The organism is Streptomyces sp. MST-110588 (assembly GCF_022695595.1).
Classification (GTDB): domain Bacteria; phylum Actinomycetota; class Actinomycetes; order Streptomycetales; family Streptomycetaceae; genus Streptomyces.
On sequence record NZ_CP074380.1, the window covers coordinates 1,088,957 to 1,102,460 of the forward strand.

Consider the following 13,504-nt stretch of genomic DNA (forward strand, 5'->3'; position numbering starts at 1 on the left):
CTCCTGGCGGGTGTGAGCGGGCACCACGGCGTTGTCAGACCCTGCTGGCACGATCGGTGCCATGACGAGCACCGAGCGAACGACGACTGAGCGGCCGACCACCGAACGACCGATGACGGAACGGCCGATGCCGCCCCTGAACGCCGAGGAGCGCACGAGCCTGGAGAGCTGGCTGGACTTCTACCGGGCGACCTTGGCCATGAAGTGCGAGGGGCTTACCGAGGAACAGGTGCGCGACGCTTCCGTGCCTCCCTCGCCGCTGACGCTGCAAGGACTCGTACAGCACATGGCCAAGGTCGAGCGGAACTGGTTCCGCCGCGTGCTGACGGGCGAGGACGTGCCGCCCGTCCATCCCGCGCAGGACGGCGCGGACGGCCCGGACGGTCACGACGGCGGGTTCGACCTCATGGACGGCGTCTCGTTCGCGACGGCGCGGGCCGCCTGGCAGGACGAGATCGCCCGGGCCCGCGCCAACTGTGCCGGCCGATCGCTGGAGGACACCGCCCCGTTCATGGGCGGTGAGGTGAGCTTGCGGTGGATATACACCCATATGATCGCCGAATACGCCCGGCACAACGGACACGCGGACCTCATTCGCGAACGCATAGACGGCAGCACCGGCGTCTGACCCGGCCTGGTGAGAACTGGAGAAGGTGTCTGTGCGTGCGGGGCCGATCAGGGCACCTGAAGTGCTGTGCAGCGGTGCGGTACGCGGACCGGGTGGGCCGCCGCGCCGTCGGCGCGTTCACGGCGGGCCCACGTGGACGTCGTACGGCCGGGCTGTTCAGTGCGCGGTGAGCCCGCCGTCGACCACCAGCTCCGCGCCGGTGACGAACGAGGAGTCGTCGCAGGCCAGGAAGAGGATCGCGGGAGCGACCTCATCGGCACGGCCGGCTCGGCGCATGGGGGTGCGCTGGATGTCCGGCTGCTGGTCGCCCTGGTCGTCCAGGAGGTCCTGGATCATCGGCGTGGCTATCACGCCGGGATGCACCGAGTTGATCCGTACTCCCTGTCGGGCGTACTCGACCGCGGCGGTCTTGCTCAACAGGCGCACGGCCCCCTTGGACGCCTGGTAGGCCGCGGCTGCCCCGCTTCCCACCAGGCCGAGTACGGACGACGTATTGATCACCGACGCGTTGCCGCTCGCACGCAGGAGCGGCATCGCCGCCTTCATGCCGAGCCATGTGCCTTTCTGGTTCACGTCGATGACCCGGTTCCACTCCTCTTCCCGCGTGTCCTCGATACCTGGCCAGTCCAGGATGCCGGCGAGGTTCACCAGCACGTCCAGCCGTGCGAACCGGTCGCGTACGAGGGTGATCACTTCGTCCCACTCCCGCGCGGAGGAGACATCGAGGCGGGCGGCGACGACCTCCGCACCGCGTGCCTCGATCCTGTGCGACAGCTCCCGCAGGGGACCTTCGGCGACATCGGTGATCACCAGCCGGGCGCCTTCGCCGGCGAAGAGCTCGGCGGTCGCTGCGCCGAGGCCGCCGACCGCGCCGGTGATCAACGCGACCCTGCCGTCAAGCCGTTGTCCTGTCATGGATGTGGTCCTTGATCCTCGTTGCTGTTGACTGACTGCTGCGCCGGGATTTCCTGGCCCGCCGACGGCGGAGTCACCTCCCGGTGCCGGTCACGGGGCCCGGCCTTCACCACGACTGCTTCTGCTCCCCGTTCCACCGAGTCTGGGCAGGTCACCGGCCATCAACCAGGACGCGTGCTGACTGGGCACGGCACACCCAGGCAGCACCCCGGGCCCTCACCTAGCCTGACGACATGGACGACAACCACCTGGGAGATTTCCTGCGCGCACGCCGCGCCGGCCTACGGCCGGAGGCCGTCGGCATGGCGAGTCACGGACCCCGCAGAGTCGCCGGACTGCGCCGCGAGGAGGTCGCCGTCCTGGCCGGGGTCAACGCCGACTACTACGCCCGCCTGGAACAGGGCCGCGAGCGCAACCCCTCACCCCAGGTGATTGACGCACTCAGCCGCGCACTGCACCTCGACACGGAGGACCGCGTGCACTTGTACCGGCTGGCCGGGGCCACGCCGAACGACCGGCCCTCCGCCCGTGCCACCGAGCAGGTGAGCCCGGCGCTGCGACAACTGATGGACGGCTACCCGAACACTCCGGCGTTCGTCATGAACCGGACTTTGGACCTGCTCGCCACGAACGCCTTGGCCGATGCCCTCTACGCCCCGTTCGATCCGGCGGACAACTTGGCCCGTATGACCTTCCTCGACTCCGCAGGTCGCATCTTCTACACGGACTGGGACCGGGCAGCACGGGCCGCCGTCGCCAACCTCCGCGAGGCAACCGGATTCGACCCGGACAACCCACGGCTGCGCGCACTCGTCCGCACCCTCACCGAGCACAACTCGGACTTCAACCGTCTCTGGAACGCCCACACCGTGCGCGGCAAGACCCGGGACGCCAAACACTTCCGCCACCCGGACGTCGGCCCCCTGACTCTCACCTACCAGGCTTTCGACGTACGCGACGCCCCCGGCCAGCAACTCGTCATCTACCACGCCGAACCAGGCAGCCCCAGCGCCCAGTCCCTCGATCTGCTCGGCTCCATCCACGCCACCCACCGCCGCCCCGCCTCCCGGGCCCACCGCTGATCATCCGACGGAGCGGTGCACGGCGTGGTCGAACTGGTCGGCGGCGCCCACCTGGTCACCGCACACGGCGTCCTGGCCGCGAACGGTGTGCTGGTCGCCGCGGGTCATATATCCGGCGACGGCGAGCGGTTCCCCTACGGAGCCCTCTTCGGCAACGGCCATCGCCACAACCGGCAGATCACCACCTTCTACCTGCTGGACGATTCCGTAGGCCTGAGCGCCGACCTCACCTGGCTCTCCGCCCTCACCGCCCGCGGCGAGCTGGACCCACAAGTCGCCCTGCGCACCGACTGGACGCAGGTGGCGCGGGCAGCCGCCGAGCCGGCAGGCCGCCGCGTGCCGGGCAAGGCCGTCATCGACGTCCGCCGAGCGGACAGGACGACGTCCGCTGCCGATCCCGTGACGGTCCCGGTGACCAGGAAGGCCCTCAGAGACCCGGGGCAGGAGTGGGCTGCGTGACATCCGCCCGGAAACGCAGGATCACCTCAGCGACACGGCCGGTTGCCGCGGATACGTGCCTCCGCCGCCGCACCCGGCTATCGGGTGCGGCGGCGCACCGTTGGGGAGCCGCAGGGTCTCCGACGGGTCGCGCTCGCCGATGGTGAACTCGCCGGGCCACGCCGGCAGGTCGACGTGCTCGGCGTCCTGCGCCAACCGCCGCGGGAGATCACTTGATCCGGTCATGTACGGAACGTAACAGGGGCCACTGACAGTGGGGGCTCCCCGGCGGTCGGCCGTGGCCGAGCCCGCCTGGCTCAACGTTCCGATCGCGGTGTGACCAGCCCCGTTTCCCATGCCCAGGCCGCGATGCCGACGCGGTTGCGGACCTTCAGTTTCGCCTGGATGTTGGCGAGATGGGTCTTGGCGGTGCCCGGCGTGATGAAGAGTTCGGCGCCGATCTCGGCGTTGGTACGGCCACGGGCAACGAGGCGGACGATGTCCTGTTCGCGGTCGGTGAGCGGGGCCGGGCCGGCGGCCGGCCCCGGTGGCTCCGACAGCCGCCCCAGCATCCGCACGGTGATCTGTGGGCTGATCAGCGCGTCACCGGCCATGGCCGCCCTGACACCCTCGATCAGCAGGGCCGGGCCGGAACGTTTCAGCAGGAAGCCGCAGGCACCGTTGCGCAGCGCCGTGTGGACGTACTCGTCCAGGTCGAAGGTGGTGACGACGACGACCCTGGTGGGCTGTGCGGCCTGCGGGCCCGCCAGGAGCCGGGTCAGTTCCAGGCCGTCCAGCCGCGGCATGCGGATGTCCGCCAGGACGACGTCCAGACGCAGGGTCCGGGCCAGGTCCAAAGCGGTGGCGCCGTCGGCCGCTTCGCCGACGACACTCATGTCCGGCTGCGAGTCGAGGATGAGCCGGAAGCCGCTGCGGACGTCGTCCTGGTCGTCGGCCAGCAGTATGCGTATGGTCACCCTCTCATGATCCCTTGCGCGTGGGAGTCCGCGCGGACGATCTCGGAAGCACGGCCCCTGGCCCGGGGAGTACACCCTCCGGCCCGGGGAGCACGGCCACGACCTGCCAGCCTCCCTCGTACGGACCGGCGGTCAGGTCGCCGCCGACCACCCGCACCCGTTCGCGCAGCCCCCGCAGGCCGCGCCCTCCGTGGCCGTCCCGCTTGCGGCGCGCGGACGCCAGGAGGCCGGTGCCCGCCGGTGCTCCGGCCGCCGTTCCCGCGTCGTTGCGTATGCGGACCTCAACCGCCGCGGTCCCCTCGGGCGTACGAATCCTGCTGAGCACGACGTCCACACGGGCCGCGCCCGGCGCATGCCGTCGTACGTTGGTCAGGGCTTCGATGACCACCCGGTAGGCGGTGGAACCCGCGTCGCGGGAGAGGGCGTCCACCACGTCCGGGGCCATGTCGAGCCGGGCCCCGGTGGCCCCGGCATCCGAGAAGCGCTCGATCAGGCCGGGGAGTTGCCCGATCCCGGGCAACGGCTCGACCTTGGCCGCCGCCGTGCTTCCGCCGACGGCCCCGGGCGTGCCCGCCGCGCCGCCGTTCGTGTGTGCTCCGGTGGCGGCACCGGCGGCTGCGTACGTATCCGTACGCTCGGCGTCGCCGCTCAGGCCGGCCTCGCCCGCGTCATCGGCAACGTTCGCGTCGTCCGCGTCGTGGAGCGTCCGTACCATGCGGTCCATGGAGGCCAGCGCGTTCAGTCCGGCCTTTTCGATGCGCTGAAGAGCCGGAACGGCCTGCTGGGGGTCGGAGGCGGCCAGGAAGTGGGCAGCCTGCGCCTGGACGACGATCCCGCTGATGTCGTGGGCGACGAAGTCGTGGAGGTCCCGGGCCAGGTCCAGCCGCTGCGTCCGGCGGGCCTCGGTGACCAGTTGGCGCCCGCGGTACTCCATGTAGCGGGGATATCCACCGAGGAGGGCCGCGCCGAGTACGGGCAGGGCCCAGAACGCGCCGGCGCCGGCCAGTTCCAGGGCGGACCTCGGCTTCATCAGCGGCAGCGACCACAAGCTGACGGCGGCGCCGACCGCCAGCACCGCCGTCACCGCCTGCCGGACCGGCGCGTGGCGGACCACGGCGACGAGCAGGACGAGCAGCATGCCCGCCTCGGCGAGTTTCCAGTGCGCGCCGACGGTCGCCGCGAGGGCAGGCGTGCAGAAGGTGGTCACCAGTGAGAGGGCGGCGATCAGCGTGAGCGGCCGGGCGAGACGCTGCCGTGAGCGCGGCCGGGAGCCGACCGCCCATATGGCGAATGCGACGGCTGCCAGGGTCGGGGCTGTGGCGAAGGGGCTCGTTCCGTACGTGACGGCGAGGACGGCCGCCACGGCGGCACCCACGGCGGCAGCCGCGACGGCCAGGGCACCGTCACGGCGCGTCATGCCGCTCGTCACGCTCATACCGCCGGTAGCACCCGTAGCGTCTGTGGCGCTCATACTGCCGCCGGCACGGGTTCTTTTCAGGAACGCTCTCGGAGTTGTCCGGTTCATGCGCGTCCGCCACCTTTCTCCCATACGGGGTCGCTGCCCGGCCCCGGCAGGGCATGTCGGCGGCCTGCCCGCCTCGTGGATCCACGGACGCAAGATCCTACGGACGGCCGCCGGTCACGGGCTCGATGGCGAACGGTACGGACGCGCCCCACCGGGCCGCCGGCTGACTGCCGCACGGCAGATGGACCAACGGCCGGTTGCGGTACGGCACGGCCGGACCCGGTACGGCCGGACCCGGTACGGCCACCGGACGAGGCCGTGCCGTACCGGGTTCAAGGACCCGGAATCATGCGTTCCGCAGCAGTACTTGCGGGCGTGGGACAAAAACCGGGCCGCACTCCGCCTCGACAGGCGCATACTGACGGCAATGACAAAGTCAGCCGCAGCCCGGCGCCAACTGCCCGCGAGCCCCTTCAAAACGTCACCCGCACCACCGCCCGAGCACTTCGCCGTGGGAGACCGGGTCACCCATGACGAGCACGGCCTCGGCCGGGTCATCGGTGCCGAGGGCGAGATCGCGGTGCTGGTCGACTTCGGCTCCGTACAGGAGCGGATCACCAGCCCGTACACGAAGATGACCAAGCTGTGAGCCCGCCGGGCAGCACTCCCCCCACGTCCCGCCACGGAGATCCCGTGCGGACAGACCTGAAAGCGAAAGACCGAAAGTGAGCCGTCCCATCGACGCCACCCCACTGTTCTCCGCGCCGGAGCCGGCGCGATTCCGCCCTGTTCCAGGGTCCCGCCCACCGGCGACCAACCCATTTCTCTCCCCGGACTTCGGCGAGGTGGCACCGTCGGACCCGACGCCTTCCGGGGACGACGCGCCGGACCCCGACGCCAGGAAGCGCCTGCGCGAGCCGTTCGCACCTTCGGCGTAGCCGACCCCGGCCGTGGCCGGCCGCACATTCGGCCGGCCCTGGGCCCTGGCCCTTCTGGTCCGACGCGATAAGCGCGATAAGCGCGGTACGGCCGTCGGGCGGCAGGGCAGGACGAGCACGCGGCCGACTCCGTATCCTCTCCTTGGACCGGCTCTTCCCCCCGACGACCGATGACGCAGCGCCACCGATGACCAACTGATCGTTCTGATCGTTCAACAAAGGTGGCGGAGGTGTCGGCACCCGCGGCGCGGCACGCGAAGACGGGCGCGGTTTCTGGGCACATGGGTGCTTCCGCAGGGAACCGGAAGGTATGCCCTTGGCATCTAGCACGTCGGCGATGTCCTCTATGGGATTCCCTGGTCAAGGCGGCTCCATAAGGGCATTACGCTCCGAGGTGTCCCACGGCTCCGGGACACCGGTCGTTCGGCAGGACATGTGAGAAGCAAGGAGACGGCACAACGCATGAGCGAGATATCGGTGACGGGTGAGTCCCCCGACCCATCGGAGCGGAGCCGACCCTCAGGAGATCAGACCTGCAAACCGGGCGGGACGACCGCGGCGGAGCCGATGAGCGCGGACGGCAAGGCGGACGGCAAGGGCGACGCTGAGGGCAGCGGTGACGCCACGAGCAGGGCCACCGACGCGGGCACCGGGCGCGGGGCGGACACCGAAGAGAAGGCGACCGCGGAACCTGGCGCTGCTCCCGGGGCGGATGTCGCGCCCGAGGAGGACCCTGAGCCGAAGGCTACCGCCGCTCAGCCGAAGGCCGAGGCCGCTGCTCAAGCGAAGCCGGAGGCCGCCGCAGAGCCGAAGACGGCCGACGGGCCGAAGGCGGCGGAGCCGGAGCCGGCGGAGCCGAAGGCGGCGGACAAGCCCGGGCCGGTGGCCGACCCGGAGCCGACGATGCAGCTCAAGACGACGGCCGTGCCCAAGTGGGCGGCTGAGCGCGAGGGCGGCGAGGGTTCCGGTACGGGCACGGAAGGTGGTCCGGACGCCAAGCACCAGGCCGGGCCCCGGACCGACGGCAAGACGGCCGAGAAGCCGACGCCGAAGACGGCAGAGACCACAGAGAAGCCGGGTGCCGACAAGCCAGGTGCCGACAAGCCGGGTGCCGCAAAGCCGGCGGCCGAGGAGTCGGATTCCGAGCGGACCAGCCGGTTCGTGGCGTTGAAGTCGACGGATGTACGGCCGGCCAAGCCGCCGAAGCCCGTGACACCCACGGCGCCGGCCGCCCGTACCGCTCCCCCGGCCGCCACCCCGCCGGTGACGCCGGCTGCGCCCCCCGCGCCGTCCGGCACGCCCGCGTCCCCCGCACCGGCGAAGACCGCGGGTGCGCCGGCGTCCGCCGCCGCCTCCCCGTCGCCGGAGGCGGCCGGGCTGCCCGAGACCGAGCGTACGCAGCAGCAGCCGTTGCCGCCGCTGGATCTGCTGGCGCAGCTCACCAACACCCCGCCGCCGCCCGAGACGCCCATGCGTACCGTCGTGCGCCGGGTGAAGATCTGGACGCCGATCGTGGCGCTGCTGGCGATCATCTTCGTCGTCGTGCAGATGGTGCGTCCGCTGCCGGACCCGTCGACGGTGCTCACCGCCAAGGCCACCACCGTCTTCGAGGGCGCCAAGCCGTCGCTGCCGTGGCCCTCGGAGGGCCAGGCCGTCGTGGACATCAACGGCCTGGGCCACATGGGCTCGTACGGGGAGATGAAGCCGCTGCCCATCGGCAGCGTGGCCAAGGTGATGACCTCGTACCTGATCCTCAAGAGCCACCCGCTCAAGGGGGACGCCAAGGGCCCGTCCATCGACGTGGACCAGAAGGCCGAGGACGACTACACCAAGGGCGACGCGGAGAAGGAGTCGGTCGTCGAGGTGCACAAGGGGCAGCGGATCACCGAGCGGGAGGCCATCGAGGCCGTCATGCTGCCCTCCGCGAACAACGTCGCGCGGCTGCTGGCCCGCTGGGACGCCGGTTCCGAGGAGGCGTTCATCGCGAAGATGAACGCGACCGCGAAGGAGCTGGGGATGACGAACACCACCTACACCGACGCCAGCGGTCTGCAGGAGAGCACCGTCAGCACGGCCGAGGACCAGGTGAAGCTGGCGAAGAAGGCGATGACGGACCCGGTGTTCCGGGCGATCGCCAAGATGCCGTCCTACACCTCCACCACCACCTCGGGCGGCAACACGGAGGCGACGCGCCGGGTCCAGCGCAACTTCAACAAGCTCATACCGATGTACGGCGTGGTCGGCATCAAGACCGGCTCCACGACCAAGGCGGGCGGCAACCTGCTGTTCGCGGCGGAGAAGACGGTGGGCGGCACCAAGCAGCTCATCATCGGCGCGCTGTTCGGCCAGCACAAGAAGCCGGCCATCGACACCGCCATGTTCGGCAGCCGGGACCTGATCCTCGCCGCCGGCAAGGACCTGACGACGCGGCAGGTCGTGAAGAAGGGCGCGGTCGTGGGCGCCGTGGACGACGGCCTCGGCGGCCGGACGCCGCTGGTGGCCACCAAGGACATGACCGTCATCGGGTGGCCCGGCGCGTCGGTGACGCTCAAGCTCTCCGACGGCGGCAAGCCGGTCCCGCACAGCGCCAAGGCCGGCACCACGGTCGGCGTACTGACCGCGGGCAGCGGAATGGGCGAGGTGAAGATGCCGGTGGCGCTGCAGAAGGACCTGGCCGAGCCGTCGTTCGGCGCCAAGCTCACCCGCCTCGGGTAGCCGGCGCGGACCGGGGTGCGGCGGACACCGTAGGAGAGACGGCGGCGGGCCGGTGGGGAGCACTCCACCGGCCCGCCGCCGTCATGGCGCGAGAAACGCAGCCGTCGGCCCGGCCGTCGACGCAGCCGTCGACGCGGCCGTCACCGTGCGAGGAACGCCTCGACGGTCCGGCTGAAGCGGCCCGGGTCGTCGAGCCAGGGGAAGTGGCCGGCGCCCGGCTGGACGCTCAGTTCGGCCCGGGGGAACAGCTCCGCGACCCCGGCGGCGACCCGGGGCAGCGGTCCGCCGTCCACCGCGCCCGCCAGGACCAGAACCCGCGCTTCCAGCGCGGCGACGGCGGCCCGCGCCGCGGCGGGGTCGAAGGCGCCGGGTGCCGCGAAGCGGTCCGCGGCCTCGTCGTTGGTCTGCTCGCCCTCGGCCGCCGCGTGCGCCTGGGCCGCCGGGTCCCAGCGGCCGTAGAAGAACGGGAGGACGGCGGTCCGGTCCGCGTCGGTCGCCGAGCCGTTCCAGACGGCTTCGTACGCGGCGTACGCGGCCTCGTACCACGGCTCCGCCTTGCGCAGCGCGGCGGCCTCCCGCCGGTGTTCCTCGGTGAAGTCCACGCCGAGGGCGCGAGCGCGGGCGGCGACCAGGACGAGGGTACGGACGCGCCGGGGGTGCCGGGCCGCGTACAGAAGCGCGAGATCACCGGCCGCGGAGTGCGCGAGGACATCGACGCGCTCCAGGCCGAGGTGGGTGCGCAGCGCTTCGACATCGGCGACCTGCCGGTCACAGCGGTACGTCGCCGGATCGGCGGGCACCGCGGAGTCACCGGTACCCCGCAGATCCAGCATGATCAGCCGGCGCTGCCGCGACAGCCCACCGAGGTCGCCGAGGTCGCCGAGGTAGGCCGAGGCCCGCATCGGCCCGCCGGGCAGGCAGAGCAGCGGTTCGCCCTCTCCCCGTACGTGGTAGGCGAGTTCGGTCCCGTCCGGGGCGGTGAGGGCAGGCATGGCGCCATCCTCGTGGCCGTACGGCGATCATGGCAAGGCCGAGGCGCCGCGTTCCGCCGCGGCACGGCACGCGACGGCACGGCACGCGACGGCACGGCACGGCACGCGACGGACGATGCGCTGCCGCAACACGGCCGGACAAGGTGCTGCCGCGACGCGCCGCTTGGCCGTAGCGTCACCTCACCGCCCGAGCGGCAACGGCAACGTCGGCATCAGCGCCGGCGTCGGCGACCACGGCAGTGGGAGGACATGTGACCAGCACGGTCGAGCACAGCTTCGTCGAGGTGAACGGGGTCAGGCTGCACATCGCCGAGCAGGGGCGGGGGCCGCTGGTCCTCCTGCTGCACGGCTTCCCGGAATGCTGGTACTCCTGGCGGCACCAGTTCGGTCCGCTGTCCGCGGCCGGCTACCGGGTGGTGGCTCCCGACCAGCGCGGTTACGCGCGCAGCGAGCAGCCGGCCGACATCGCCGCGTACAGCATGCTGCACCTCACCGGTGATGTCATCGGGCTGATCCGCGCGCTGGGCGAGGAGCAGGCGGTCGTCGTCGGGCACGACTGGGGCGCGCCGGTCGCCTGGACCACCGCCCAGTTCCGTCCGGACGTGGTGCGCGGCGTCGCCGGGCTGAGCGTGCCGCCGAGGCCGCGCGGTCCGGTACCGCCGCTGGCCGCCCTGCGCGAGCAGCTCGGCGAGGGTTTCTACCAGATCTACTTCCAGGAACCGGGCGTCGCCGACGCGGAGCTGGCGCAGGACCCCGCGACGGCCTTCCGCCGCATGCTGGCCGGCGGCTCGGGCGACAGCCCGATGACCGACCCGCCACAGGCGTGGGTCATCCCCGAGGGCGCCAAGCTGCTGGACGCCATGCCGGAACCGGAGCGGCTGCCCGGCTGGCTGACCGAGGACGACATCGCGGTCTACACGCGTGAGTACGCCGGGCACGGCGCCCGCGCCTTCACGGGCGGCCTGAACTGGTACCGCAACATCGACCGCAACTGGGAGCTGACGGCGGCGTTCGAAGGCCGCTCCATCGACGTGCCCGCGCTCTTCATGGCGGGCGAGCGCGACCTGGTCAGGGCCTTTCCCGGCGTCGGCGAGCTTCTGGAGGCGCTGGAGCGGACGATGCCGAACCTGCGCCAGGTCCCCGAGCTGCCCGGCTGCGGTCACTGGACGCAGCAGGAACGCCCCGAGGAGGTCAATGCCGCGCTGCTGGACTTCCTCGCGGAGCTGCCGCCCGTACGGAAGTGACCCGCGCCGGCCGGCCCCTCAGGCGCTACCCCTTCAGGCGCTCGCGCAACTCCTCCTCGTCGGCGAGGAACCAGGTCTGCCGGCCGCGGTTGCACTCGCGGACAAAGTCCCGTAGCGCCGAACTGTCCGCCGTGTGGCGGGAGATGTCCCCGAGGACGACGAGTCCCATATGGTATTGGACGAACTTCTGGACGATCTGACCGGCGACACGGGTACGCAGCCGGAAGAACGACTCGTCGAACCGCCCGGCGGGGACGACGACCCATTGGGCACCCTGGTAGCCGGCGTCACCTATGAGATCCAGGACGTCGCGTTCCTCGCCGATGGTCCCGCCCTCGGAGGCGCACATCAGGACAGGGACGTCATGGATGGTTCGCAGGGTGCTCATGAAAGTCGATGCTAACTCCGCGTACAGATCCGGGCGACGGGTTTTCTCCTCGGCGGGACCGGCGGGACCGGCCCGACGGTGCGGCCCGCCCGGGAGCCGGGCCGCACCTCGCCGAGCGCGGGTGACGTCGGAACGTCGGAACGTCGGAACGTCACAACGCCTCAGGCATCACCCCGACTGGACGTCAGAAGAGGTCCCGGTACTGCTGGAAGCCACTACCGACCTTGACGCGGGGCTTGAACGGCGCGGACGCCTTGCCCGTGCCCTTGTAGAGCCACAGACCGCCCTTGGGGTCGCGGGCGAGCAGGTCGCTGCGGCGGTCGCCGTCGACGTCACCGGTGCCCACCAGCTTGTTGTACTGGTTCCAGCCGCCGCTGACCCGGACGCGCGGGGCCAACGGCTTGCGCCCGTCGCCGGTGCCCTTGTAGAGCCAGAGCACGCCCTTCTTGTCGCGGGCGACGATGTCCGGCTTCTTGTCGCCGGAGAAGTCGCCGACCCCGGTGATCTGGGAGTACTGGTTCCAGCCGGTGCCGACCTTGACGCGCGGCGCCAGCGTGCCGTTCGCCTTGGTCTGGAAGCGCCACAGGACGCCCTGCTTGTCGCGGGCCAGCAGGTCGGGGTGGGCGGCGCGGGCCAGGGTGCCGGGCGAGAGGACGCCGGTGTACTGCTGCCAGCCGGTGGCCACCTTCTTGAGGTGCCCGCCGCGCCACAGGTTGACCACTCCGTTGGACATGACCTGATAGGACCCGTCCTGATACCCGGTCAGATCGGGGTCGACCGACACCGAGTACTTCAGCCCCCGCCAGAGGTAGGCACCCGACCGGGAGTCGAAGCCGCCCTTTCCGTCCGGCATGTACACGTACATCTGGCCCGACGGGAGGATCCCGCTCAGGAAGAAAAACGGCGCGGCGGGCGTCGGTTTGTTCGCGACCCGGGCGGCGCGCGAGGTGGTCTTCTTCGCCGGACCGGACGCCGCGGGGACGGCCGCGACGGCGGTACCGGTGACCGTGGCGGCCAGGGTGACCGCCGTGGCCACGGTGGCCAGACGCGCGAGTCCGCGCCGGCGGTGGGACAGTCGCTTCAAAGGAACTCCGCATGGTCGGGGGAGGAACCGGTCACATGGCACCTCACGCCGCCAGGCGGCAGGCCGGAGCGAGTGTTCCGGCACGAGTCGTGCGGTCCCCCACAGATCTTGACCAAAAGATTAGAAGAGGCGTTCGTACGGGCTTCGGGCGGGGTCGCCGGGGTGGTCCGGGACGACGGCCGTCCGCGCGTCGGAATCCCGTCTGCCCCGCGGGCGGACGACGCTGTTTTGCCGACAGGACCTAGCCGAGCAGGGGGTTGCGGCGGTAGGTGACGGTGTCGTGGCGGACACGGGTGACCCTGACCGTCATGTGGCGCTCCGGGCCACCCATGAAGCGGACCGTGCAGCGTACCGCCGTGTTCCGTACGGGGCGCAGGTCCCCGGCGCAGCGCACCGTGTCGGGCCCCCGGCGGATGAGGGGGAAGGTCAACTGCTGGGTGAGGTTCTCGGCGACCTCCGTGCTCGGGACGACATGCGTGCCGTCCCTGAGGGGGCTGGTCGCGTCGCGGTCCAGCATCCGTACGACGGCGTACGCCACGATCGCCGCGAGGGCGGCGGCGACGGCCAGACTCACCAGGACGACGAGCCCTGGGCGGAGCGCGGGCGGGCCGGGTACAGGCGGAGCGGGGGCGCGTACG

General features: G+C 71.4%; 14 protein-coding genes. 6 read left to right on the forward strand and 8 right to left on the reverse strand.

Going from position 1 to position 13,504, the window contains the following annotated elements; all coding sequences use genetic code 11:
- The first annotated feature begins 127 nt into the window (after nt 1-127).
- Nucleotides 128-628 (forward strand): DinB family protein, encoded by a 501-nt coding sequence (locus KGS77_RS04940; RefSeq protein WP_242587296.1) that lies wholly within the window; start codon nt 128-130, stop codon nt 626-628.
- A 156-nt stretch (nt 629-784) separates the two neighbouring features.
- On the opposite strand, the gene KGS77_RS04945 is transcribed toward KGS77_RS04940, so the two are convergent.
- Nucleotides 785-1,543, reverse strand: a complete 759-nt coding sequence (locus KGS77_RS04945) for a glucose 1-dehydrogenase (RefSeq protein ID WP_242578853.1) — start codon at nt 1,541-1,543, stop codon at nt 785-787.
- Nucleotides 1,544-1,776: 233 nt separating this feature from the next.
- Here KGS77_RS04945 and KGS77_RS04950 point away from each other — a divergent pair, with 233 nt between their 5' ends.
- Together KGS77_RS04950 and KGS77_RS04955 are read left to right on the forward strand one after the other, a co-directional pair.
- On the forward strand, nt 1,777-2,625 hold the full coding sequence (locus KGS77_RS04950; RefSeq protein ID WP_242578854.1) for a helix-turn-helix transcriptional regulator: 849 nt from the start codon (nt 1,777-1,779) through the stop codon (nt 2,623-2,625).
- Nucleotides 2,626-2,649: 24 nt separating this feature from the next.
- Nucleotides 2,650-3,084 (forward strand): hypothetical protein, encoded by a 435-nt coding sequence (locus KGS77_RS04955; protein ID WP_242578855.1) that lies wholly within the window; start codon nt 2,650-2,652, stop codon nt 3,082-3,084.
- 21 nt (nt 3,085-3,105) lie between these two features.
- On the opposite strand, the gene KGS77_RS04960 is transcribed toward KGS77_RS04955, so the two are convergent.
- The 3 genes from KGS77_RS04960 to KGS77_RS04970 all read right to left on the reverse strand — a co-directional run bounded on the left by KGS77_RS04960 (nt 3,106) and on the right by KGS77_RS04970 (nt 5,475).
- The gene (locus KGS77_RS04960; RefSeq protein ID WP_242578856.1) at nt 3,106-3,309 is read right to left on the reverse strand and encodes a hypothetical protein; all 204 of its coding nucleotides are present in this window, start codon (nt 3,307-3,309) and stop codon (nt 3,106-3,108) included.
- Nucleotides 3,310-3,380: 71 nt separating this feature from the next.
- A complete protein-coding gene (locus tag KGS77_RS04965) occupies nt 3,381-4,040 on the reverse strand; it encodes a response regulator transcription factor (RefSeq protein WP_242578857.1) in 660 nt (219 codons plus the stop codon).
- A 4-nt stretch (nt 4,041-4,044) separates the two neighbouring features.
- A complete protein-coding gene (locus KGS77_RS04970) occupies nt 4,045-5,475 on the reverse strand; it encodes a histidine kinase (RefSeq protein ID WP_242578858.1) in 1,431 nt (476 codons plus the stop codon).
- Nucleotides 5,476-5,932: 457 nt separating this feature from the next.
- Here KGS77_RS04970 and KGS77_RS04975 point away from each other — a divergent pair, with 457 nt between their 5' ends.
- Nucleotides 5,933-6,154 carry a hypothetical protein gene (locus tag KGS77_RS04975; RefSeq protein WP_242578859.1) on the forward strand — a complete coding sequence of 74 codons (222 nt, stop codon included), beginning with the start codon at nt 5,933-5,935 and terminating at the stop codon, nt 6,152-6,154.
- A 751-nt stretch (nt 6,155-6,905) separates the two neighbouring features.
- Complete coding sequence (locus KGS77_RS04980; RefSeq protein ID WP_242578860.1) at nt 6,906-9,158, forward strand: D-alanyl-D-alanine carboxypeptidase; 2,253 nt, start codon at nt 6,906-6,908, stop codon at nt 9,156-9,158.
- Nucleotides 9,159-9,298: 140 nt separating this feature from the next.
- Here KGS77_RS04980 and KGS77_RS04985 read toward each other — a convergent pair whose 3' ends face one another.
- Nucleotides 9,299-10,150 carry an alpha/beta hydrolase gene (locus KGS77_RS04985; protein ID WP_242578861.1) on the reverse strand — a complete coding sequence of 284 codons (852 nt, stop codon included), beginning with the start codon at nt 10,148-10,150 and terminating at the stop codon, nt 9,299-9,301.
- Between the two features lie 251 nt (nt 10,151-10,401).
- Between KGS77_RS04985 and KGS77_RS04990 the strand changes: the two genes are divergently transcribed.
- Entirely contained in the window at nt 10,402-11,394 is a 993-nt protein-coding gene (locus KGS77_RS04990; RefSeq protein WP_242578862.1) for an alpha/beta hydrolase, read from the forward strand.
- A gap of 25 nt (nt 11,395-11,419) precedes the next feature.
- On the opposite strand, the gene KGS77_RS04995 is transcribed toward KGS77_RS04990, so the two are convergent.
- The 3 genes from KGS77_RS04995 to KGS77_RS05005 form a co-directional block, all read right to left on the reverse strand.
- Entirely contained in the window at nt 11,420-11,782 is a 363-nt protein-coding gene (locus tag KGS77_RS04995; RefSeq protein WP_242578863.1) for a DUF4180 domain-containing protein, read from the reverse strand.
- A 184-nt stretch (nt 11,783-11,966) separates the two neighbouring features.
- A complete protein-coding gene (locus tag KGS77_RS05000) occupies nt 11,967-12,866 on the reverse strand; it encodes a VCBS repeat-containing protein (RefSeq protein ID WP_242578864.1) in 900 nt (299 codons plus the stop codon).
- A 241-nt stretch (nt 12,867-13,107) separates the two neighbouring features.
- Nucleotides 13,108-13,440 (reverse strand): DUF4333 domain-containing protein, encoded by a 333-nt coding sequence (locus KGS77_RS05005; protein WP_242578865.1) that lies wholly within the window; start codon nt 13,438-13,440, stop codon nt 13,108-13,110.
- Nucleotides 13,441-13,504: the final 64 nt, after the last annotated feature.